Below are 22261 nucleotides of genomic sequence, written 5' to 3'. Positions count from 1 at the left end.
ATTATTCGGTTAGGCTTCTGCTGCGGCTAGGAATTTCATGAGCGCCCCGGTCATGATCGAATAGGGCTGATCGAGTATCGCGGTCGGGCGCGCGACATATTCCTCGCGAAGCAAGCGCGCATGGCCATCGGGGAAAATAGCGATTTCCCCTGCCACCCAGCCGGATAATATGTTCCGCGCGATCTCCTGCGGCGAGGTTTTGGGAAGCTCGGAACTTTGCATCATCTCGGTGTCCATGAGGCCGGGATAGCAAAGCGAGACCGCGACGCTCGGGAAGGCCAGCGATGCCGCGTGGCCGAGCATCACGCCGGCCGCCTTGCTGGCGCTGTACAGTTCGGCCCCTTGGGCCGGTACGAGCGCGGCGAGCGACAATATGGAGATCAAAGCGCCTTGCCGCGCCTCCAGCCCCGGACCGAAGGCCTTGATCAGCCGGAGCGGCCCGAAATAGTTCGTCTCCATTGTCTGGCGCGCGCCTTCGATCGTGGCCTCGAGGAGCGGGACCATATAGGTCACTCCGGCATTGGACAGGAGAATGTCGACGTCGGTCAGCGTTTCCGCCGCCCGGGCCACCTGTTCGTCGTTCGTGACGTCGAGCGTAACCGGCACCACGCGGTCGCCATGCGCGGCATATCGGTCGGCAAGGCTCGAGACATCGCGCACGCCAGCATAGACCTTCCCGGCCCCCAGTTCGAGCGCATGCTCCACAAGCGCGGCGCCAAGGCCGCGGTTCGCTCCGGTGACGAGAAGCGTCCGTCCTGCAATTTCGCGCACTTGCGTCATTTGATTTCTCCTGTTTCAATCCATCTGGCGCCGGGAAACGATGGCGGCCCATGCGAGTTTTTCTGCGAGATTTCCGGCCGGATACTCCACTTCGGCATCGAGCCATCCTGTGACTGCGGTCGCCGGTATCTGGTACGTCAGACAGGTGCCGACGGCATCTTCGACCCTGTGCGTGTCGAGGACGGTCGTTGCGAGGCTATTCACCGAAGCTGTTCGCCATGCTGTCTCCCAGCCTGTTTCGCGATAGGCCGTGATGTTGAGAAAAGTCGCGCAGAAGTCGCGCCAGCTCGTTCGCCCCGTCGCGGGCAACGCCAGCCAGCCGTCGTGGCAACGCCAGAGCGAGACCGCGCATCCATCCGGCAAAAGGTCGAGGGAGGGTGGCTCATCCCGATCGGTATCCTCCGGTCGCAATTCGATGCCGCGGCCGATCCAGGACGTATCCGTCATCCGCGCCGCGATGCACAGCACGGCGGCGGCGGCATCATATCCGTGGCATTCGGAAAGATCGACGGCAGTATCAAAGGCAGCGCGCAGATCACGCGGCACGGGAATGCCTGCCGCCCCTGCGGAGGCGCCGTCCCAGAATTTCAGAAGCCCGAGACAGGAGGCCGTTTGCCGGCCGGTTTTCTCAGATGGCATCCGCAGCCTGCGCAACCGGCCCCATGTGATGTGACCATAGCGCTGCCAATTGTTCCGCTTGTTGGTTGTCTCCGCTGATTTCCGTTCCGCTTCCGGCAATATTGTCAAGGAGCGGAAGAAGGTCACTGTGAAGGCTGTCCAGCGAGATGCCTGCATCCTCCGGCGCTGCCGCGAGCACGAGCTCAATCTCGGTCTCGCGTTCGTTGAGCGGCCATGCGGCGAGCAGGACCGAGCGCGTGGAGGCGACCGCAAAAAGACTATTAGGCAGGCACCAATGTATGCCGCCGACGGCTTCCATCGCGCTGTCGCCGGCTCCAAGCCGTTCGATCACAGCCTTCCAGTTCGATCGAACTTTGAATGTTTTTCGGGCGGAGAAGCCATGCTGCTCCATCGCGGCCATTGACGCGTCGCCCCGATCGAGAACCGTGGCAAGGGGAGAGGCGGCGCCGCTCTGGTCGATCCAGACCCACCCCCCAAATTCGGCAATCTGAAGCGGAACGAGTGAGTAGGCGCAGCGGCTGAAATTCCCGAAGTCACGTTCGTCGGGAAGTCCCACCAGCTTGCCGAACGTGTCATAAGTCCAGCTGTGATACTGGCACCGAAAGGCACGGCCACGGCCCGTCGGGGTTCGCACGACCGGCGCGCCGCGATGACGGCAGCTGTTATAGAATCCGCGAATCTGCCGATCGACCGAGCGGACGATCACTGTCGGGATACGGGTCCGCTCCCATGTGAAATAGCTTCCTAGGTCCGGCAATTCCTCTACGCGGCCGACTGGAAGCCATGTCTTGGAGAAAATCCCTTTTAGTTCCGCTATATAGATCGATGATTCGAAGTAAGACGACGGATCGATCCGGGCTGGCGCGTCCGATGCGCCGCCTTCTGACATGGCCATGGCCGACAAGCTGTTCCACTCCCGCACAAGGGGGCGCTCGACTGCACGAGTCACGCCCCCGACTGAATAATTCTTCAAAACTCTAGCACGCATTCCCCTTTTTGGCTATGGGCTTTCCAGCCGAGGCGAGCGATGCTCGCCATCTAAGCGAAAAAATGGCTGGAGTGGATCGGATGCAAGCGGCACTGATGGATCGAATAAAGCAGGAAATACTTTGGGAAATCGAACGCGAGGGCTTGCCGGACGGGTTTCCACAACTGCCAGACATTCCCGCTGGCCGGTACACCAGCCAGATTTTTTATGATCTCGAACAGCAGCATATGTGGCCGAAGGTCTGGCTTTACGCCGGCCGTGCCGAACAGCTGCCCCGACCAGGCGACTTTCAGCTATGGGATTATAGCGGTCCGCCGATCCTGCTCGTTCGCGATACGGCGGGTGCTTTGCGCGCGTTTCTCAATCAAAGCCCCAACGACGCGCCGCTCGTCCCTTATGCCGACGATAGCGGACTGCTGAATGAAATGCCGTTCGATGCGCCCGGTCGCATGTTCATGCAGGTCGATTTTCCGGCTCGCCAGCTTCCCGGCGGCAGGTTGCAGTGCCAGCGAAAGGGGTGGACCTACGATCTCGACGGGCGACTCGTCGCTGTTCCCGATGGCCAGATAGTCGATAGCATTCCACACCGCGACCGCCAACTGATCGAATATCGATGCGAGGTCTGGGGCGGATTCATCTTCGTGAACCGCGACAAGGCCGCGACACCGCTGATCGAATGGCTAGGCCCGGTGGCGGAACAGATGGAGCAATATCGCTGCGAGAATCTTCGCATGTTCTCGCGCGCGACCGTTCTGCTGCGGACCAATTGGAAAGTCGCGGTCGAGGCGTTCCAGGAGGTCTACCACTTCAAGCACATCCATCATCACGAGGGAGTCGTCTCGCTCGACCAGCGCGGCGTGACGCATACGCTCTTTCCCCATGGTCATTCGCGCATGGTCACGCCCTTTGCCAAGCGGCAGCAGACGGTCATGGGAATGAGCGGACCGACCGATTGGGAATCGGCTGCAGACGCAGCACGCGACTCGCTGATCGGTACGGGCACGCCCATTATCGAAACAGTCGCGCCAATCGTGAATGGTGCGGTGCTGACCTACAGTCTTTTCCCCAATGCCACGACACCGACGTCGGCGCGCGGCCTCCCGATGCTGGCCGCCTGGCCGGTCGATCCATCCCACACATTCTTCGAATGGACGTCGTTCGTGCCCGACTGGGGGGAGGATACGCCGGCGATCGAGGCCATGCGCAAGGCTGTGCTGACGACGCCGATGCAGATCATGGAAGAGGATGTGCGCAACATGGAGCCGATGTTCATGTCGCTGTCCTCGCCCGGTCTTCCCGGGTTACATCTCGGTTACAACGAGCGCCGCCTCTACAATTCGGCGGAGGTTCTCGACCAGTTGATCGGGATCGACAATATTCCCGGAACCCTTCGCGTCGAGCAGTTGCTCGAGCGCTATGTCGTGGACCAGTGATGGCCCGGGGGCTTGTCGTAGCACTACAGCGATATGGCTATCTCGCGGTTCGCGAGCTTTCGCTTCCGGCGCCCGAGCAGGGCGAGGTCGCGGTCCAGCTCTATGCTGCGGTCATTTCACCACGCGAAGTCGGCCTCGTCCAACAGGCCGACGATCCTGCTTGGAATCCCTTGGTCCCAGGCGTCGAGGCTTCGGGTATCGTGACCGCCATTGGCAGCAAGGTGTCGCGTGTTCGGGTGGGAGACGTTGTTGTCATCGGGCGACGATTGGTCGCGGCGGAACCGTTTGCAGATCGCCGTCTCGACGGCGACGCGTTGGGTCTCGATGCTGGGATCGGAAGCTGGGCAACTGATGTCGTCGTCGACGAGCGCTTGGCGACTCCAGTGGTGGCCGACCTCGTCGCGGATCGCAACGAATTGGCGATCATGGGCGAGACGTGCGCGCGCGCTGCGGCGGCTGTTGTGGCTGCGCAGGTCTCGGCCGAAACGCGGATTGGCATTTTGGGGGGCGGTCCGCAGGCCACGGCGATGGCGCTTGCATGCCGGGCTGCGGGAAGCGAGGATATCATTCGTTTCGTCGCCCGTGGAAGTTCCGCCTCGGCGAAAGAGATCAACGTCGGCAAGATCGTGACGATCGAAGAGCTGGACGCCGAGCAGACCGTCGATCTCCTGTTCGACTGCCGGACGCGCGTCGAGGATCTCGGCGACCTTTCGATCGCTTTCGGGGGAACCCGGATCGTCAGCCTGTCGGATCGGGAACTCATCTCCGTGGCGGCCACAGATAAGGCGATTGCTACACTCGGGGCGTGGATCGCCGGGGGTCGGTTCAACCTGCCTGACTTGATCGGCAAGCGTTATACTGTCGAGCAGACAAACGAAGCGGTGCTCGAAGTCGAAAGTACGCCCGGCACACGGTGCGCGCTTCTCATTGTGGAGCCCCTGCGGTAAGCGTTGCGTAGCGGCTTTGCCGCGAGCACCAGCCGAACGTACTCGAATTTGCGCATGACATTCTAGTCGTCTCACCGGGCTGCGACGTCACGAGAACATGGCCTTCCCGAGCCGATCATTCCGTCGCTCGCCACAATTCACCCGCCGCCCGCTGTCATTCCGGGCGCGGTGCGGCCATGTATCGAATACAAACATGTCCGCGGAGGGAGCGCGCCAGCGGCACCGTGCTGCATGGCCCCCTTGCACGCGCGAATTGCCACCAGTTCATTTCTGCAATTTGCCAAATCTCATCGCCCACCACCATGAAAATAGCATCCGTGCTATAAATGGCTTGCGCCCCTAATTCTGCGCCACTACAAAAATAGTGCACAAGATAATATTCTGGGGAGGATATGATGCGATTCGGTACGCCGCCGGTCACACCTAAATTCATTCATGCGTGGCTCGGGGCAGCCAGCGTCATTGCTTTTATGAGCCATTCGCATTCAGCATTTGCAATGCAGGCGGACGGCAAAGCGGCCGCGCCGCAGTCGGCCGAGATTGAGCCGGCCACCTCCACGGCAGCGGAGGCAGAAATCGTCGTCACCGCGCGCCTCCGTTCGGACCGACAACTGGATGTGCCGGTAGCAATTACCGCTATCGGCGGCGAGGAGCTTCTGCGTTCGGGCGCCAATGATTTGACCCGTATCGGCAATCTGGTCCCGAGCGTTGTTATCGCAAAAAACTCGTCCGGCAGCGGCGGTTTGATTTCGCTGCGCGGCGTTGCGTCGTCGCCCTCAAATTCGGCCTTCGAGTCCTCGGTAGGCATCAACCTCGACGGCATTACGATCACGCGCGGCTACATCACGCGGGCAGAGTTTTTCGATCTCGAGCAGGTCGAAGTCCTCAAGGGACCGCAAGCCTTGTTCTTCGGAAAGAACAGCCCTGCCGGCGTCATCTCGATGCGCAGCGTCGGCCCCGGCGCGCAGTGGGAAGGCTATGCGCGCGGGGGGTATGAGCTCATTGCTCGCGAACGCATCCTAGAAGGTGCGTTCGGCGGACCAATCGGAGGAGGATTCGGGGCGCGACTCGCGGTGCGCTACTCGCAGATGGACGGCTATTTCGTCAATCGTGCGAGGGCCTTGGCGAACCCGTTCGACCCGTCCATGCCGCTTCCGGGAGCGGTGGGCAACACACGTACCCCAGAGGCGTCGAATCTTACTGGAAGGCTTACTCTCGCATATGAAACGGCTGCAGGCGACTTCGACGCGACCATCAAGCTTCTATATGTGAAATTCCACGACAACGAGTTGACGGCGCAGCAGCAAGTTATCGGCTGCGCGCCCGGTAGGACCAGCGGCACGACGCTCGGGTTCCAGGATCCATATGGTGACTGCAAGGCGGACCGCTATCGCTCCTCTGGCTTCTACAGCGCCCTCGCGACGGACAAATATCCTTATCTCACTGAGCGCGCCGGCCCGTTCACTGAGAACAGGATTTGGCTTCCGTCACTGCAGCTCAACTATGATGCTGATTGGATCAAGCTGACCTCACTTACCGGCTATTTCGATCTAAGCGCGGTCGGATTTTCCAACGTATCGTTCGATAGCTTCGCTCGTTTTGGGGGAATTAACGGAGAGAAGAACCGAATTTTCTCGCAGGAACTTCGGTTCCTGACAAATTTGGATGGCATCGTCAATTTTGCTGGCGGTGCCTTCTATGAACATAGTTGGCGGAATCCCTTTGCGCTTTCACGTAGCGTGAGTGTCTTCGGCCCTGATCCGCGCAACGATTGGGATCCCCAGGTTTGGGCTTCGCCAACGGCCAAGACCGACACCAAGTCAGGCTTCCTACAAGCCATACTGAAGCCAATTCCAGAAATCGAACTGACCGCGGGAGCACGCTACACGCAGATCGATCAGCACGTCGAACTGGTGAATCTCTTCGTCAATCAATATCGGTTGCCCGGAGCTCAGAACATCGTATCTGCTCAGTTTCGCCCGGAGAGCGATGCTTTGTCGGGGGAGTATAGCGACAACAACCTTTCTCCTGAATTCACGATCAGCTACAAACCGAGCAGGAACCAGACCTTATATGCCGCCTATAAGACGGGATACAAGACAGGGGGTATCTCAACGACAATCGTAATTCTTCGCAGCGATACGATTCCAAATCTGACCTTTCAGTCGGAAAAGGCGCGCGGGGGTGAGATCGGTTACAAGACCGAAATGGTCGGAGGCAACTTCAAGTTCGATATCAATGCCTATTACTATAAATATTCGGAGCTCCAGCGCACCACTCTTGATCTTGCGACGACGTCTTTTCTCGTTCGCAATGCTGCCTCGGCCACCGTCAAAGGAGTTGAAGTCGATACCAGCTATCGCTTCACTGATGCTTTCCGACTGCGCCTAGCTGCAAACTTCAATGATGCACGCTACGATAATTTTCCAGGTGGGGCATGCTACAACGGGCAAGCGGTCAGCGAGGGTTGTGTTGCCCCGCCGGGTAGCTCCGTTCGCGCGCAGGACCTGAGTGGACAGCGTCTATCGCGCGCTCCACGCGTGACGTTCAATGCCGGTGTTCTTCACACCAGCCCCATCTCCTCCGCTCTGAACTTGGAGCTTGGGGCAGATGTTAGATATTCGTCGAGATATTTTCTTTCCGACGACAATGACCCGAACGCCGTCCAACCAAAGTTCGCGAAGGTCGATCTGACCGCTCGCGTGTTTGGCGATATGAATCGTTGGGAAATCACCCTCGCCGCAAGAAATATCACGAACAAGTATATTTCCTTTTTCGGCGGGGCAAAGCCTGGCGGCGCCGTGGGCGACATATTTGCAACGGTGGACCGCGGCCGCGAATTCGCCGTCGGGGGTACTTACCGTTTCTAGACAGGGCGGGCGTCGGACTGCCGAAAACTGCCCGGTGTCGCAATTGCAAGGGATCGAACGAATGAGCGAATTTGCAGGCAAGATCATTCTTGTGACGGGCGCGACATCAGGCATTGGCCGTGCAACGTCGGTCGCTCTCGCCGAATCTGGTGCCATAGTTATTGCAGCAGGACGCCGTCGCGATCTCGGCGTCCAGTTGGAAGCCGAGGCTACCGGTTGTCGGGGCAGCATCTCATTTTCCACCCTCGACGTCTCCGATGAAACGAGCATCGACTCGCTTTTCGCCCATATCGAAACGCAGTTCGGCCGGCTTGACGGCGCTCTGAACAACGCGGGAACGGAGTCGGAATCCTTACCGGTTCCCGATATGCCGGTAGCGGACTTCGATCGGCTGTTTTCTGTCAACGTTCGCGGAACGTGGCTCTGCATGCGACACGAGATGCGCTTCATGCGGGCACAGGGTTCGGGCGCGATCGTCAACACCTCCTCGGTGGCCGGGGTGAAAGGATATCCCGGCGCTTCCGCCTACTCCGCAAGCAAGCATGCGATCGTCGGCATGACGCGAGCGGCCGGACTCGAATTTCCTGATCGGGGCGTGCGCGTAAATTGTTTCTGTCCCGGTGCGACCCGAAGTGAAATGTCGGCTCGCTGGTCCGAGCGTCTACCGAATGGCTACGACGATCTCGCGCAACTCATTCCGATCAAGCGGGTGTCGGAGCCACGCGAGCAGGCCGAAGTGGCTATGTTTCTCCTGTCCGACCGTTCGAGTTATGTCACGGGAGCGGTTTACACCTGCGACGGTGGCTCCAGCGCAGGCTGAAACATCGAACCGGCCGATGGCAGAATTGCCCCTTGAGTTGCGCAAAGGACATCCGATGAGTTTCACGACGGAACCCAATCGACCGCAATTGTCGTCGATCGGGGAATGGCGAAGCCATGGTTCCGTCGCGCTAGTGGCGGCCCTCGGTCTCGCCTTCGGTACTATTCACATCTATTCGCAAGGTGTTTTCTTAACGCCGATCGCCGAAGATCTTGGGTGGTCAAGAAGTCGCGTTTCGAGTGGCTTTCTCATCGGTAGCGTGCTCGCTGTCATCGCCGGCCCGCTCGTCGGGACGATGATTGATCGCTGGGGGTGTCGGCCCATCGCCCTTACGGGATTCCTAATTTACGCGATGGGTCTAGGATCACTCTCATGGACCGAGACGTCCTTTGCCGCCTGGATAGGGGCGTGGCTCCTGATCGCCCTCGGAGCAGTGTTGCTAAAGCCAACGGTATGGACGGCCGCAGTCGTTTCGCGCTTCGAGCGAAGCCGGGGGCTCGCACTGGCCGCGACGCTGTCGGGCTTGAGCATCTCGACGGCCTTGACGCCGCTCATCGCTAATGAATTGCTGGAAGCACATGGATGGCGGGCCGCTTTTCAGGGACTCGCTGCAATCATAGTCTGCTTGGCGCTGCCAATGGTACTGATCTTTTTCAAGGATCCGCCGAGAGCGACGCCGCCGGCTGCTTCCGTCCACGACCTGCGACTTAGCAGGCTTGGCGGCCTGCAATATATGAAGAGCCGGAGCTATTTCCAGCTATTGCTGTCATCCGTCCTCATCGGCATTCCCATTGCCGCGCTGCTGATGCACCACGTGCCGATCCTGGTGTCGCTTCATATTCCGAAGCTACAAGCGGTTCAAATTGCCTCGCTCATTGGCGTCGGATCACTCGTCGGACGCCTCATGATGGGACAAATGCTCGATCGCTTCAAGTCAACTCTCGTAGCCGCGAGCGCATTTTCCTTACCGGCGTTTCCCATTCTCGGCCTGATTTGGTTCGGAGACTCCGCTGTGATGGCGTCACTTTGCGCGCTGTTGATCGGTTTTTCGGTGGGAGCGGAAATCGACATTTTGGCATTTCTGGTATCGCGGCGTTTTCCCGCCCAATTCTATGGGCTTCTATTTGGAACGATCAGCGGCACGATTACCTTCGCAGTCGCGAGCGGAAATTTTCTCGGCAGCGCGGTCTTTGACCTGACTGGTTCCTATTCCCTCCTACTTATTCTTGCAATTCCGTCGTTTCTCGCAAGCGCGTTGTGCATTTTACTGCTTCCTGTCGCTACGAATTCCGCCTGCAATACAAAGGCAGCCGACATGGCCCTACCCGATGCCGAGAGAGATATTATTCGGGAAGCGACTGCCAAGTTCGTGTCCAATTCGGGACACTCGTCAGGGCAGCGCCAGCCACGAGCGCGAGGCCGCTCGGTAGGTGCTTTTCGATCAAAGGAGACAGAAGAATGAGCGGGATGTTGGACGACAAAGTGGTCGCGGTAACCGGAGCAGGTCGAGGCGTCGGGCGCGAGATTGCACTCTTGTGCGCCAAGGAAGGTGCGGCGGTTGTCGTGAACGATCTCGGCGGCAACGCCGAAGGCGAAGGCGCTGATCTGTCGCCGGCGCGGGAAACGGTGAACGACATTATTGCGGCCGGCGGCAGGGCGATCGTCAATGGCGCAAGCGTTGCAGATCCCATGGGCGCGGCGAGCATCGTCGACGATGCCGTGCAGGCATTCGGCCGCATCGACGCCGTTGTAAACAACGCTGGTATCCTGCGCGATCGCATCTGGCACAAGATGAGCCACGAGGATTGGAACGCAGTAATCGATGTCCATCTCAATGGTTGCTTCAACGTCTCGAAGGCCGCGACGCCCTATTTCCGCGAGCAGCAGTCGGGCAGCTTCATCCACTTCACCTCGACCAGCGGGCTCATCGGCAATTTCGGCCAGGCCAATTATTCGGCGGCGAAGCTCGGCATCGTCGGGCTGTCGCAGTCGATCGCGCTCGACATGGCGCGCGCGGGGGTGCGGTCGAACTGCATCGCGCCCTTCGCGTGGAGCCGCCTGATCGCGACGATTCCCGCGACCAATGACACCGAGGCGCAGCGTATCGAACGGATGAAGACGATGACCGCCGACAAGATCGCGCCACTGGTGGCATTTTTGGCGAGCGATGCGTCGCGCGAGGTCTCGAACCAGATTTTCGGCGTGCGCAAGAACGAGATATTTCTTTTCTCGAAGCCGCGCCCGATCCGCTCGATGCAGAAAAGCGAAGGCTGGACCACGCGAGCGATCGCCGACGAAATGCTGCCAGCATTCCGCGGCAGCTTCGCCGATCCCGCCGAGCGGTCGGGTGACGTGTTCGGCTATGATCCGATCTGAGGCATATCATGGCGATTGATCCTGACCGGCTGCTCGCAATGCCGCCGATTGTCGCGCGGCAGACCCTCGCGCGGCGAGACACGATTCTCTACGCGCTGGGCGTCGGCGCCACCGAGCTCGACTTTCTGTTCGAGGAAAGTTTGACGGCGCTGCCGACCATGGCGGCCATATTAGGCTATCCCGGTTTCTTCTGGCGCGACCCGCCCCTCGGCGCGAACTGGCAGAAAATCCTGCACGGCGAGCAGTCGACGATCCTCCACGCGCCGCTGCCGGTCGAGGGGGAGATCATCGGCTCGACGCGGATCGAAGCGCTCTTCGACAAGGGCGCCGCCAAGGGCGCGCTCGCGATGGTGACGCGCGAGATCCACGATGGAGAAGGGACGCATCTCGCGACCGCGCGTGCGACGACCTTCCTGCGCGGCGACGGGGGGTTCGGCGGGACGGGCGAAGGCGCCCCCGTGCCGCATCCGCTGCCCGAGCGTGCGCCCGATGCGGTCATGACGCTGACGACCGCAGCCAACCAGGCGCAGATCTACCGCCTGTCAGGCGACCTCAACCCGCTGCATATCGCTCCCGATGTCGCGGCCGGTGCGGGGTTCGATCGACCGATCCTGCACGGGCTCGCGACCTATGGCGTGATCGGCAGGGCACTGCTCGCCGCGCGCTGCGACAATGAACCGGCCAGGCTTCGCCGTATCGACGGGCGTTTTTCCTCGCCGGTCTATCCCGGCGAGACGATCGAAACATCGATCTGGGACGAAGGCGAGGGCAAACTCGCCTTTCGCGCCCGGGTCGTCGAGCGCGACAAGATTGTCTTTACCAACGGATATGCGGAGACGGCATGAGCGATTTCGGAATCCTTGCCTTTGGCGCTTATGTGCCGGTCACGCGGCTGCAGCGCAGCGCGATCCATGCGACCAACAAATGGTTCGCCAAAGGCCTGGGCGGGCTCGCCAAGGGTGAGAAGGCTATCGCGAACTGGGACGAGGATAGCGTGACGATGGCTCTCGAAGCCGCGCGGGATGCGCTCGATAATATCGATCGGGCAAGAGTCGAGCGCGTCGTGATGGCGTCGACAACCCTCCCGTTTGCCGACCGGCAGAATGCAGGGATCGTCAAGGAAGCGCTGAATTTGCCCGATGGGGTCGGAGCGATGGACGTAACGGGGTCGCAGCGCGCGGCGACGTCGGCACTGCTCGGCGCGCTCGAGGGCCGCGCGACGACCCTCGTTTGCGCCGCCGAGGTGACGACGCCGAAACCCGCGTCCGAGCGCGAGATGGCCGCCGGCGATGCGGCGGCGGCGCTGCTGGTCGGCGCTGGGGCGCCGATCGCCACGCTGATCGCGAGCCACAGCGTGACCGTCGATTTCGTCGACCATTTCCGCGAAGCGGGCGCGGCGCATGATTATGACTGGGAGGCGCGCTGGGTGCGCGACGAGGGGTTTGCACGGATCATGACCCCGGCGATCGCGGCGCTCCTGGACAAGGGAGGCGTGAATGGCGATGCGGTCGATCAGTTCATCGTCCCCGTCGCCGTCAAGGGCGTGCCCGAGATGCTGGCGAAGAAGGCGGGCATCTCGGACGCGGCGGTCGCCGACCCGCTGACCGCGGCGCTTGGCCATGCCGGCGCTGCGCATGCGCTGGTGATGCTGAGCGCGGCGCTGGAGGTCGCGAAGCCCGGCGCCCGCATTCTGCTGGCGAGCTTCGGTCAAGGCTGCGACCTCATGTTGTTCGAGGTCACCGATGCGATCGGTTCGGTCAAGCCGCGGCTCGGCCTCTCGGGCTGGCTGGCGCGGCGGAGCGAGTCGGCGAACTACGCCAAATATCTGTCCCACCGCGGGCTGCTCCAACTCGACCGTGGCATGCGCGCCGAGCATGACAGCAAAACCGCCCTCACCGCTTTATGGCGGAACCGCAGGGCGGTGCTCGGGCTCGTCGGCGGACGCTGCATCAAGACGGGGACGGTGCAGTTCCCAAAGAGCGAGGTGAGCGTCCATGCGAACGATCATGCGATCGGCACGCAGGAGGATTATCCGCTCGCCGAGATGCCCGCGAAGGTGATGACCTGGACGGCCGACGCGCTGACCTACTCACCCGACCCACCCAGCTATTATGGCAACATCGACTTCGTCGGCGGCGGGCGCATGATGGCCGAGTTCACCGATTTTCCGGATTCTGCGCTCCAGGTCGGCGCCGACTTGCGCATGATGTTCCGCATCAAGGCGTTCGACGAGAACCGCGGTTTCCGCCGCTATTTCTGGAAAGCCGCGCCGGCGTTCTGAGAGGAGACAGACAATGGCCAAGGGTATCCGCGACAAGGTCGCCATTTTGGGCATGGGCTGCGCCAGATTCGGCGAGCGCTGGGACAAGGATGAGGACCAGCTGATGCTCGAGGCTTATGCCGAGGCGGTGGCCGATGCCGGCATCGAGGCGAGCCAGATCGACGCCGCATGGCTCGGCGCCGCATTCGACGCGCAGAATATCGGGCCGAGCGGAATCCCGCTTGCGGTGGCACTGCGTCTTCCCGACATTGGCGTCACCAAGGTTGAGAATTATTGCGCGAGCGGGACCGAGAGCTTTCGCGGCGCGGTCTATGCCGTCGCATCGGGCGCGTGCGACATCGCCCTTGCGATGGGCGCCGAAAAATTGAAGGACACGGGCTATGGCGGCCTGCCTGTCCGCACCCGCGGCACGACGTTCGACATGATCGGCATCACCGGGTCGGCGCCGGGCAATTTCGCGCAGCTTGCGAGCGCCTATCGCGGCGTACATGGTGTCGGAGCCGACGATCTCAAGCGCGCGATGGCGCATGTGTCGGTGAAGAGCCACGCCAATGGCGCAAAGAATCCCAACGCGCATCTGCAGAAAGCGGTGACGATGGAACAGGTGCTGAACGCACCGATGATCGCCGAGCCGCTGGGGCTGTTCGATTGCTGCGGTGTCAGCGATGGCGCCGCCTGCGCGATCGTGACCACGCCAGAGATTGCGCGTGCGATGGGTAAGACCGATATAGTGACCGTCAAGGCTTTGCAGCTCGCGACGTCGAACGGATGGGAGATGCAGGCGTCGGGCTGGAACGGTAGCTATTTTCATACGACGCGCGTCGCTGCGACCAAAGCCTATGAAGAGGCCGGGATCACCGACCCGCGCGCGCAACTCAGCCTGATCGAAGTGCATGACTGTTTCTCGATCACCGAACTGGTGACAATGGAGGATCTGCACATCTCGAAGGAAGGCCAAGGTTGGCGTGATGTGCTCGATGGCTTCTTCGACGCCGATGGTAGGCTCCCATGCCAGATCGATGGTGGGCTGAAATGCTTCGGCCATCCTATCGGGGCGTCGGGGCTTCGGATGATCTATGAGAATTACCTCCAGATCCTCGGCCGCGCCGGCGAACGCCAGCGGCAGGACAGCCCAGTCTTCGCGCTTTCGCACAATCTTGGCGGCATGCCGAACCAGAATGTTTCGTCGATCGCGATAATCGGACGCGCGGACGCATGATCGACTGCGCGCGGCACAGCGTTGCCGGCAGCAGCGAAACAGCTGTTCGGCCGTTCGAGGTAAGATGAGTGTAGCGTTGCGTCCTCGAGAATAATCTCGGCGGCGCCGACCCGACCGGCGGTCAGGTTATCCGCGAGGGACATGGACCAGGCGATCCTCTCGATCTCCTTCCAATTGCTCGACGCCACAACGGGCACGCCTTCGCCGTCGAGCTTTTGCGAACGAAGGTGAAATTTCCCTCCGAAGGCAGAGGTCAGGCCGCCATTTGGTGGACCATCGCCGCACCCCGCTTGAGCAACTCCTCGATACGATTTGAAGTCCGTTCCACGGCGAGCTTTAGTGCCTCATCAATGTGAACATAATCCTGCGTCACATTCTGTGAGGCGTGTCCCAGCATGGCCCGGATGGTAAGCTCGGAAAAGCCAAGGTCACCAGCGACGCTTCCGAAGGTGTGACGAAGCGTATGCGGCGTCACCCCTTTGACGCCGGCCAAGGCGCAAGCGCGCTTGAGACAGTCGCTCACTGCAGTGTACGGGCCGTTGCCAACCGCTGATGGAAACAGGTGCAGGTTATCTGCAATCTCCGTGTGCCCTTCAAGCACGCGTATCGCAGCGGGTCCGATCGCGCGGATTTGCGCGCCGCCCTTTGTATCGGGAAAGGCCACATAGCCGCGATCTGCGTGTAGCCAGCTACGGTGCATTGCTTGTGCTTCCTGACGGCGATAGCCGGTGAGGAGCAACGTTCGCAGCACGCCAAGGGCGACTGGGTTCTCTCCACTGGCCTCGGCGTAGGCCATCGCTTTTCCAAGCATTTCTATTTCTGCGCTGCTTAGTCGCCGGGTCCGTTTCTTTCCGGCAAGTTTCTTGGCGCCGAGCGTCGGATGCGTTTCGAGCAGGCCCTTATGCTTCGCATGACCGAGGATGGCCTGGAGCGTGCCGACACAGCGGCCCGCGACGCCGGGGCCGCCGGTTGCCTTCCCGCCACGACCTCCAGTTCGCGGTTTCGCAGTCCTGCCGTTCTTTACGTCAGTTTGCATCTGTTCGACGATCGCAATTGTCAGATGCTTGGCGATCCGATTGCCGAGTAGCGGAATGATATGAGTACGGATTCGGCTCTCATCCATGTCGAGCGAGGACGATTTGATTGGGACGTTCTTTCGGCCAAGAATATTCCCGGCCCGCGCCTCACCAAGATACCAATCGCACATCTCGGACACGGTCATGCCCTTGCGAACTTGACGCACTTTGTCCGCAGGATCTTCGCCCACGATGACTTCGGCAAGTTTCAGCTTCGCAAGATCGCGGGCGTTTTCGACCGTCAGCACGCCGAAGCGCCCGAGGTTCATGCGGCGCTTCACACCTTCGGCAGTACGATATTGGACGACAAAAGTTTTGATCCCGGATGCCATGATCCGAAGACCGAAGCGCTTCACCTCCGTATCCCAATGAATGACATGCTTAGTTTTTGGCGGAGGGAGGGCGTCTACCGCCCGCTTTGTCAATTTTGCCGTTGGCATAAACCTCTCCTCGTGGAGACACAGCGCCGAAACGCCGCCGTGTCTCCAAAATGTCTCCAACTTTCCGGAAACTGCAGACAAATAGAGGGTATCGTAGGTCGACCGTAAAATCAAGAAATCAAGCAAATATAGTGCTATAGCATAGTTTAGGAAGTGATTGAAAAGGTGCAATCTCAAGTTGCCAAGGTTGGGGTCGAGGGTTCGAATCCCTTCGCCCGCTCCAGTTTTCTTCATGAAATCAGTGATTTAGTGAGCCGCTGATTGCGCCGTCACTGGTGGCAAGCGGGTGAGAACGGGGCTTTGTCTCCATATTGTCACCAGCTCCAAGCGAGGATCCGGATAGGTGGGCGGTATCTCGCATAGGTGCCGACACGGGGCTGCGCCCAGCGGCGGTGTGTCACGGAGATCAGCCATGATCCTTTTCGAATTATCCCGTCCGCCGAGAAAATTAATGAACGATGGCGCCGGATCGCCGCGTTAGCCTGCCGTCGATGGCGAAGAATTTCTGGCAGGGCGCCTTGCGCATCGAGGGCGAGACGGCCTGTGATCGGGCACGATCGGCGATGCGATTCCCCATCGTCATTTTGCGGCCCAGGCGGCCTTCGCGGATTCGCCCGTGCGAGCCATCGTTAGCGACGGCCGCGAATTTTCGGGCACCTGCCTGTTGATCGAACCCAACGCCCGGCACCAACTGCTCGAATGGCCGCCCTCTTCTTGACTATGCGAATGCGCCATCGTCGATCCTTTCGTCCTTCAGAGCGCGTCCGCCTCCATAACGCGCGTAGAGGGTCGGAAGTACGAAGAGAGTGAGCAAGGTGGCCGAGATCAGCCCACCGATCACCACCGTTGCGAGCGGCTTCTGGACCTCGGCGCCGGCGCCGGTCGCTAGCGCCATCGGCACGAATCCGAGACTTGCGACAAGCGCGGTCATCACCACGGGGCGAAGGCGCATGAGAGCGCCTTGCCGCGCGGCTTCCGCCCGCGCCATGCCCGAGCGCATCAGCTCCTGGATCGACGACACCATCACGAGCCCGTTGAGCACCGCGATACCCGACAGCGCGATGAACCCGACTGCTGTCGATATGGAGAAGTCCATGCCGCGAAGGAACAGGGCAAGCACGCCGCCGATCAACGCCAGCGGCACCCCGGTGAACACGATCGCCGCGTCGCGCGGCGAACGAAGCGCGCCGTAGAGCAGCAGCAGGATCAGGATGAAACACGCCGGGATGACGAGCAGGAGCCGATCGCGAGCGGAGGCCAGATTCTCGAACTGGCCGCCCCATTCGAGGTAGCTGCCCGCGGGTAAGCGGACATCCTTCGCGATACCTGCCTTGGCATCGGCGACGACGTCGGAAATCGCGCGGCCGCGAACATTGGCCTGAACGACGACGCGCCGCTTGCCATTTTCGCGACTGATCTGGTTGGGTCCATCGACGACGCGGATGTCGGCGACGCTGGCGAGCGGCACGAAGGAGCCGCCGGGAACGCGGACCTGCACCTGTTCGAGCACCGAGAGGTCCGAGCGCTGCGCGTCCGACAGCCGGACGACCACGGGGAAGCGGCGGTCGCCCTCGAAGATCGTGCCGGCCTGGCGGCCGCCGATCGTCGCGGTTACGACGTCCTGCACATCCTGTGCGGTGACGCCGAGCCGCGCCATCGCCTCGCGGTTCGCCCGAATATCGAGCATCGAGAGACCTTCGGTTTCTTCGACACGCACATCGGTCGCGCCATCGGTCTTCCGCAAGATCGCGGCGATTTCCTGCGCGGTCCGGTTCATGGCGTCGAAATCGTCGCCATAGACCTTGATCGCGACATCGCCGCGCACGCCTGCGATCAGCTCGTTGAAGCGCATCTGGATCGGCTGGGTGATCTCATAGGCATTGCCGGGAATCTTGTTCAGTTCCTTCTCGAGCCGTTCGATCAGTTCCGCTTTGCTGAGGCTGGGGTCGGGCCACTCCTTTCGGGGTTTCAGGATCACGAAATTGTCGGTCGCATTGGGCGGCATCGGATCGGATGCGAGGTCTGCGGTGCCTGTCTTCGAGAAGACGATGTCGATCTCAGGCTGCTTCGAGAGCATCCGCTCGATCGGCACCTGCATCGCCTGGCTCTGCTGGACCGATGTCGAGGGAACGCGGAACGCCTGGATAAGCAGGTCGCCCTCGTCCAGCTGAGGCAGGAACACCTGGCCGAGCGAGAAGAAGGCAAGGATCGCGACAACGAACCCGCCGATCCCGGCGCCGAGCGTGACCTTGGGTTTGCTCATCGCCCGGTCGAGACCGGGTTCGTATCGCTGCTTCAGCCACACCATGATGCGGCCCTCCTTCTCCTCGACGCGCTTGGAGAGCCAGATGGCTATCGCGGCCGGCACGAAGGTGAGCGAGAGGATGAAAGCGAAGGCGAGCGCAATGATCACGGTCAGCGCCATCGGAATGAAGGTCTTGCCTTCGACACCGCTCAAGGTGAGCAAAGGCACGTAGACGAGGATGATGATCGCCTGGCCGTAGACCGAGGGGCGCACCATCTCGCGCGCCGCGGCTGCGACCGAAGCAAGTCTCTCCTGAAGCGTAAGGATCCGCCCCTCGCGGTGCTGGAACTCGGCCATGCGGCGCAGCGCATTTTCGACGATGATGACGGCGCCATCCACGATGAGGCCGAAGTCGAGCGCGCCGAGGCTCATCAGGTTCGCCGACACGCCCGCGCGCAGCATACCGAAGCTGGTGAGGAGCATGGTGATCGGAATGACCAGCGCCGCGATCAGCGCCGCGCGGAAATTGCCGAGCAGCAGGAAGAGCACGACGATAACAAGCAGCGCGCCCTCGGTCAGGTTCTTGCCGACCGTCCAGATCGTCGAATTGACGAGCTTGGTGCGATCGAGAACCGGTTCGATGACGACGTCGGGCGGGAGCGATGCGTTGATCGCATCGAGCCGGTCGGCAACAGCGGTCGCGACGGCTCGGCTGTTCTCGCCGATGCGCATGATCGCGGTACCGACGACGACCTCGGTGCCATTCTCCGATGCCGAGCCCATGCGCACGGCTTGGCCGGTGCGGACGCTGGCTACTTGGTCGAGCGTGATCGGCACGCCCGACCGTGTCGCGATCACGACCCGCGACAGCTCGGCGGTATCGCGAATCAGCGCATCGGAGCGGACGGCAAGCCCTTCGCCGTTGCGTTCGACGACCCCGCCGCCGACGCTCGTGTTGTTGCGTTCGAGTGCTTCGGCAAGATCGGTGAGGCTGAGGTCGAGCGCCGCCAGCCTCTGCACATCGGGCACGACCATATATTGCTTCGAATAACCGCCGATCGCATCGATCCCGGCGACGCCCGGGACGGTGCGGAGCAGCGGCGTGACGATCCAGTCCTGCGCGGTGCGAAGATAGGTGGCCTTGTCCGCCTCGGTGACGAGGCGTTCGCCCTCGGGCGTTACGTAGCTGCCGTCGGGTTGGAGGCCGGGTTCGCCGGGCTTGTGCACATCGTCCTTGCGGTGCGCGAGACGCACCGTCCACATATAGACTTCGCCGAGACCCGTCGCGATCGGCCCCATCTCGGGCCGGACGCCGTCGGGCATGGTCTCGGTCGCTTCATTGAGGCGCTCGGCGACCTGCTGGCGCGCAAAATAGATATCGGCCCCATCGGTGAAAACGGCCGTGACCTGTGCGAAACCGTTGCGGCTCAGCGAGCGTGTATATTCAAGCCCTGGAATCCCCGCGAGCGCGGTCTCGATCGGGAAGGCGACCTGCTTCTCGACAAGTTCGGGTGAGAGCGCCGGCGCGCGGACGTTGATCTGGATCTGGTTGTTGGTGATGTCGGGAACCGCGTCGATCGGCAGGCGCGACAGCGCGAAGGCTCCGATGACGGCGGCAATGGTGGTGAGCAGGACGACAAGCCAGCGCTTCTCGACCGCCCAGGTGACGGTGCGGGCGATCATGGCTTAATCCTCATGAGCTGCTTCGCCCTTGCCGATCTCGGCCTTGAGCGCAAAACTGTTGGTGATGGCGATCTGCTCGGTGCCCTTGAGTCCCGAGCCTATGATCACATTGGCGCCGGCGCGGTCGCCCAGCACGACCGGAACGACCTCGAAACCCTCGTTGGTGCGAACGAACACGACGCTCTTGCCTTCGACGGTCTGGATCGCGGTCGAGGGAACGCTGATCGATGCATCGCCGTGGGCGCCAGCGAGCGCGACCGAGGCGGTCACCGCTTCGCCGACGCGCCATTGTCCGGCGCGATTATCGAGGATCGCGATCGCAGGCACGAGCTTCGTGGCGGGATCGAGCGCGGGCGAGACGAAGCTGATCTTGCCGGCCGCCTGGCGTCCGGGCGCGCTGACCGAAACGATGGCGCCCGGGCGGATGCGCCCTGCGTCCGCGGGCTGAAGGTTCAGCGACAGCGAAACGCTCGACAGGTTTGCGATGCGGTAAAGCTCAGCGTCGGCGGCGACGGTCTGTCCGAGAACGACGCTGCGCGCGATCACCTGCCCTGAGATCGGTGCGGCAATCGCGATCCGGTTGAGCCGGCCGCCATCGCCGCCCGCTGCCGATACCTGTTGCTGGGCGAGCTGATAAGCGATTCGCGCCTCGGTCGCGGAGGTGCGCGCCGCAATTACATCCTGCTCGGGCGACACGCGCTGCGCGAACAGCCGTTCCTCGCGGGCGAGATTGGAGTTGGCGAGCGCGAGGCGCGCGCGCGTGGCCTGCACCTCGCCCTGAAGCTGCGTTGCCTCGCGGCTTTCGATGATCGCGAGCGTCTGTCCCCGGCCGATGGTCTGCCCGAGATTGCGATTGAGGGCGACGACGCGCCCGCCGATCGCGGCCGACACGGCCTGGGTCGCTTGCGGATCGCCTTCGATCGTCGCCGGCAATTGCAGGGCGCCGTCGCTGCCAACAGTCGGGCGACCGAGGGCGATCCCGGCGATCTTGACCTGTTCGTTCGTGAGCGCGATTTTTCCTTCGTCGGCATGGCCGGCCTCTTCCTCGCCGTCCTCGCCGGCAGGGTTGGCGCTCTCGCCGCCGCCGCACGCCGCGAGGAGGAATGGCAGTGTCGCGGCGAGCAGCAGCTTTCGGCTGATGTTGATGGTCATGGCGTCAATTTCCTTTGATGGGCGCGGGAGCCGTGAGGCGTTCCAACCGGGCCTTGGCAAGTCGATAGGAGGCGAGCGCTTCGATCGACGCTGAGCGCATCTCGGTCAGCGTCCGTTCGGCATCGAGAAGTTCGAGCTGCCCGAACTTGCCCTCGCTGTAGCCGATACGCGCGATCCGGGCCGCTTCCATCGCCGCCGAGAGGGCGGGGCCGCTCGCGACCCGCGCCGCCGCTGCCGCATTGGTGGCCTCTACCTCGGCATCGCTGATCGCCTGCTCGACGTCGAGCGCCGTGATGCGGCGCTGCGCGTCGGCGCGCCGCCGCTCGGCATTCGCCTGGTCGACCGCCGCGCGTCCGTTGTTGAACAGCGGCAGCGGCACCGAGACGCTGAGCACCGCCGCCACATCGTTGGTGGCCTCGAGCCGGCGAACCCCGGGCCCAACCGTGACGTCGGGAACGCGCTGCGAGCGTGCCAGTTGAACCCCGGCATCGGCCGCCCGGAGATCGGCGTCGGCGGCCGCCAACGCGAGCGTGCCCGCCGCCGAAATAGGGCGGGGTGGGCCCGTCGTTCCGTTTCCGGGTCCGCCGAGCACCGCGATGTCGAGCGGGCCGACTACCAGACGTCCTACGCGCCGCGCGAGGTTGGCCCGGGCGGTATCGGCGAGGCGCCGCGCTTTGTAGGCCCCGGCTTCCGCGGTCAGGCGCGCGACTTCGGCGCGCTCCTGTTCGAGCGGCGATGCGCGCCCCGCCTGCACCCGGATTGTCGCGGCACGCGCCGTGTCGCCCGCGATACGATACTGGTCCTCGGCAATCGCGACCCGCACTTCGGCCGCGGAGGCCTGGATATAGAGTTCGGTCACTTGCAGTCTGATGTCCGCCTCGGAGACCGCTCGAGCGATTTGCGCGCGGTGCGTCGCTGCATCGGCAACCGCGACGCGCGCTTGCCGCTTGCCGCCGAGTTCGAGCGGGATCGCAACGCTTGCCGTCACATCGGCACCATTGATGCCATTATAGGGTCCGGTGCCGGCGAAATTCTCGACTTCGACCGAAAGCGCGGGATTGGGCCGGAGCCCCGCCACGCGGCGCGCGGCGTGCGCGGCATCGACGTCCGCCGCCGCGGCTTCGGCTGCGGGCGCGCTGCCGCCCGCGAGCGCGACGGCCTCGTCGAGCGTCAGAAGCGGGCCCGACATCTGGCGGCTTTCCGTGCCGGCCTCCCGTGCGTGCGCGATTGCGGCGCACGATGCGGCTGCCACCAGGGCAGCAACGTACCTGAACATAAAGATCCATCCTCGGTTGATCGGAGAGATCGCCGC

Annotated in this window: 17 protein-coding genes; 9 read left to right on the top strand and 8 right to left on the bottom strand. The window is 62.2% G+C overall.

Going from position 1 to position 22261, the window contains the following annotated elements; all coding sequences use genetic code 11:
- Positions 1–9 precede the first annotated feature (9 nt).
- Genes ASD73_RS13225 through ASD73_RS13215 form a run of 3 tightly spaced genes read right to left on the bottom strand, consistent with a single transcriptional unit; the run spans position 10 to position 2314 of the window.
- Complete coding sequence (locus ASD73_RS13225; protein ID WP_056372881.1) at positions 10–780, bottom strand: SDR family NAD(P)-dependent oxidoreductase; 771 nt, start codon at positions 778–780, stop codon at positions 10–12.
- 15 nt (positions 781–795) lie between these two features.
- Complete coding sequence (locus ASD73_RS13220) at positions 796–1419, bottom strand: hypothetical protein (RefSeq protein ID WP_156377375.1); 624 nt, start codon at positions 1417–1419, stop codon at positions 796–798.
- Entirely contained in the window at positions 1409–2314 is a 906-nt protein-coding gene (locus tag ASD73_RS13215) for an aromatic ring-hydroxylating oxygenase subunit alpha (protein ID WP_235534479.1), read from the bottom strand. Before ASD73_RS13215 ends, ASD73_RS13220 begins: the two co-directional genes overlap by 11 nt.
- Before the next feature lie 107 nt (positions 2315–2421).
- Here ASD73_RS13215 and ASD73_RS13210 point away from each other — a divergent pair, with 107 nt between their 5' ends.
- Complete coding sequence (locus ASD73_RS13210) at positions 2422–3840, top strand: aromatic ring-hydroxylating oxygenase subunit alpha (RefSeq protein ID WP_082521525.1); 1419 nt, start codon at positions 2422–2424, stop codon at positions 3838–3840.
- The gene (locus ASD73_RS13205) at positions 3840–4787 is read left to right on the top strand and encodes an alcohol dehydrogenase catalytic domain-containing protein (protein WP_056372877.1); all 948 of its coding nucleotides are present in this window, start codon (positions 3840–3842) and stop codon (positions 4785–4787) included. The genes ASD73_RS13210 and ASD73_RS13205 overlap by 1 nt, the downstream gene beginning before the upstream one ends.
- Before the next feature lie 154 nt (positions 4788–4941).
- Here the strand turns inward: ASD73_RS13205 and ASD73_RS23255 are convergent, their stop codons facing one another.
- Positions 4942–5220, bottom strand: coding sequence for a hypothetical protein (locus ASD73_RS23255; protein WP_162256171.1), 279 nt, complete (start codon positions 5218–5220; stop codon positions 4942–4944).
- Between the two features lie 64 nt (positions 5221–5284).
- Here ASD73_RS23255 and ASD73_RS13200 point away from each other — a divergent pair, with 64 nt between their 5' ends.
- The 7 genes from ASD73_RS13200 (at position 5285) to ASD73_RS13170 (ending at position 14353) form a co-directional block, all read left to right on the top strand.
- Positions 5285–7657, top strand: a complete 2373-nt coding sequence (locus ASD73_RS13200; protein ID WP_056372876.1) for a TonB-dependent receptor — start codon at positions 5285–5287, stop codon at positions 7655–7657.
- 61 nt (positions 7658–7718) lie between these two features.
- A complete protein-coding gene (locus ASD73_RS13195; RefSeq protein ID WP_056372875.1) occupies positions 7719–8477 on the top strand; it encodes an SDR family NAD(P)-dependent oxidoreductase in 759 nt (252 codons plus the stop codon).
- A gap of 55 nt (positions 8478–8532) precedes the next feature.
- Positions 8533–9939 (top strand): MFS transporter, encoded by a 1407-nt coding sequence (locus ASD73_RS13190; RefSeq protein WP_056372874.1) that lies wholly within the window; start codon positions 8533–8535, stop codon positions 9937–9939.
- Entirely contained in the window at positions 9936–10853 is a 918-nt protein-coding gene (locus ASD73_RS13185) for an SDR family NAD(P)-dependent oxidoreductase (RefSeq protein WP_056372873.1), read from the top strand. The genes ASD73_RS13190 and ASD73_RS13185 overlap by 4 nt, the downstream gene beginning before the upstream one ends.
- 8 nt (positions 10854–10861) lie before the next feature.
- A complete protein-coding gene (locus tag ASD73_RS13180) occupies positions 10862–11698 on the top strand; it encodes a MaoC family dehydratase (protein WP_056372872.1) in 837 nt (278 codons plus the stop codon).
- Positions 11695–13134, top strand: coding sequence for a 3-oxoacyl-[acyl-carrier-protein] synthase III C-terminal domain-containing protein (locus tag ASD73_RS13175; protein ID WP_056372871.1), 1440 nt, complete (start codon positions 11695–11697; stop codon positions 13132–13134). Before ASD73_RS13180 ends, ASD73_RS13175 begins: the two co-directional genes overlap by 4 nt.
- A gap of 13 nt (positions 13135–13147) precedes the next feature.
- The gene (locus tag ASD73_RS13170; RefSeq protein ID WP_056372870.1) at positions 13148–14353 is read left to right on the top strand and encodes an acetyl-CoA acetyltransferase; all 1206 of its coding nucleotides are present in this window, start codon (positions 13148–13150) and stop codon (positions 14351–14353) included.
- A 253-nt stretch (positions 14354–14606) separates the two neighbouring features.
- On the opposite strand, the gene ASD73_RS13165 is transcribed toward ASD73_RS13170, so the two are convergent.
- From ASD73_RS13165 to ASD73_RS13145, 4 genes are all read right to left on the bottom strand, one after another.
- The gene (locus ASD73_RS13165) at positions 14607–15869 is read right to left on the bottom strand and encodes a tyrosine-type recombinase/integrase (protein WP_056373626.1); all 1263 of its coding nucleotides are present in this window, start codon (positions 15867–15869) and stop codon (positions 14607–14609) included.
- A gap of 718 nt (positions 15870–16587) precedes the next feature.
- Positions 16588–19797, bottom strand: a complete 3210-nt coding sequence (locus ASD73_RS13155) for an efflux RND transporter permease subunit (protein ID WP_056372868.1) — start codon at positions 19795–19797, stop codon at positions 16588–16590.
- Positions 19798–19800: 3 nt separating this feature from the next.
- Positions 19801–20949, bottom strand: a complete 1149-nt coding sequence (locus ASD73_RS13150; RefSeq protein ID WP_056372867.1) for an efflux RND transporter periplasmic adaptor subunit — start codon at positions 20947–20949, stop codon at positions 19801–19803.
- Between the two features lie 4 nt (positions 20950–20953).
- The gene (locus tag ASD73_RS13145; RefSeq protein WP_056372866.1) at positions 20954–22225 is read right to left on the bottom strand and encodes a TolC family protein; all 1272 of its coding nucleotides are present in this window, start codon (positions 22223–22225) and stop codon (positions 20954–20956) included.
- Positions 22226–22261: the final 36 nt, after the last annotated feature.

It is taken from the genome of Sphingopyxis sp. Root154 (assembly GCF_001427105.1).
Taxonomy (GTDB): domain Bacteria; phylum Pseudomonadota; class Alphaproteobacteria; order Sphingomonadales; family Sphingomonadaceae; genus Sphingopyxis.
Note: the sequence above shows the minus strand (reverse complement) of the source record. Positions and strands in the feature narration are given on the sequence as shown.

Excerpts from the sequence above, each read along its gene's own strand:
- ASD73_RS13225 (WP_056372881.1), bottom strand. The coding sequence starts at position 780 with ATGACGCAAGTGCGCGAAATTGCAGGACGGACGCTTCTCGTCACCGGA.
- ASD73_RS13180 (WP_056372872.1), top strand. The coding sequence starts at position 10,862 with ATGGCGATTGATCCTGACCGGCTGCTCGCAATGCCGCCGATTGTCGCG.
- ASD73_RS13165 (WP_056373626.1), bottom strand. The coding sequence starts at position 15,869 with ATGCCAACGGCAAAATTGACAAAGCGGGCGGTAGACGCCCTCCCTCCG.
- ASD73_RS13155 (WP_056372868.1), bottom strand. The coding sequence starts at position 19,797 with ATGATCGCCCGCACCGTCACCTGGGCGGTCGAGAAGCGCTGGCTTGTC.
- ASD73_RS13175 (WP_056372871.1), top strand. The coding sequence starts at position 11,695 with ATGAGCGATTTCGGAATCCTTGCCTTTGGCGCTTATGTGCCGGTCACG.
- ASD73_RS13195 (WP_056372875.1), top strand. The coding sequence starts at position 7,719 with ATGAGCGAATTTGCAGGCAAGATCATTCTTGTGACGGGCGCGACATCA.
- ASD73_RS13215 (WP_235534479.1), bottom strand. The coding sequence starts at position 2,314 with ATGGCCATGTCAGAAGGCGGCGCATCGGACGCGCCAGCCCGGATCGAT.
- ASD73_RS13185 (WP_056372873.1), top strand. The coding sequence starts at position 9,936 with ATGAGCGGGATGTTGGACGACAAAGTGGTCGCGGTAACCGGAGCAGGT.
- ASD73_RS13205 (WP_056372877.1), top strand. The coding sequence starts at position 3,840 with ATGGCCCGGGGGCTTGTCGTAGCACTACAGCGATATGGCTATCTCGCG.
- ASD73_RS13190 (WP_056372874.1), top strand. The coding sequence starts at position 8,533 with ATGAGTTTCACGACGGAACCCAATCGACCGCAATTGTCGTCGATCGGG.
- ASD73_RS13220 (WP_156377375.1), bottom strand. The coding sequence starts at position 1,419 with ATGCCATCTGAGAAAACCGGCCGGCAAACGGCCTCCTGTCTCGGGCTT.
- ASD73_RS13210 (WP_082521525.1), top strand. The coding sequence starts at position 2,422 with ATGGGCTTTCCAGCCGAGGCGAGCGATGCTCGCCATCTAAGCGAAAAA.
- ASD73_RS23255 (WP_162256171.1), bottom strand. The coding sequence starts at position 5,220 with ATGAATTTAGGTGTGACCGGCGGCGTACCGAATCGCATCATATCCTCC.
- ASD73_RS13150 (WP_056372867.1), bottom strand. The coding sequence starts at position 20,949 with ATGACCATCAACATCAGCCGAAAGCTGCTGCTCGCCGCGACACTGCCA.
- ASD73_RS13200 (WP_056372876.1), top strand. The coding sequence starts at position 5,285 with ATGCAGGCGGACGGCAAAGCGGCCGCGCCGCAGTCGGCCGAGATTGAG.
- ASD73_RS13170 (WP_056372870.1), top strand. The coding sequence starts at position 13,148 with ATGGCCAAGGGTATCCGCGACAAGGTCGCCATTTTGGGCATGGGCTGC.
- ASD73_RS13145 (WP_056372866.1), bottom strand. The coding sequence starts at position 22,225 with ATGTTCAGGTACGTTGCTGCCCTGGTGGCAGCCGCATCGTGCGCCGCA.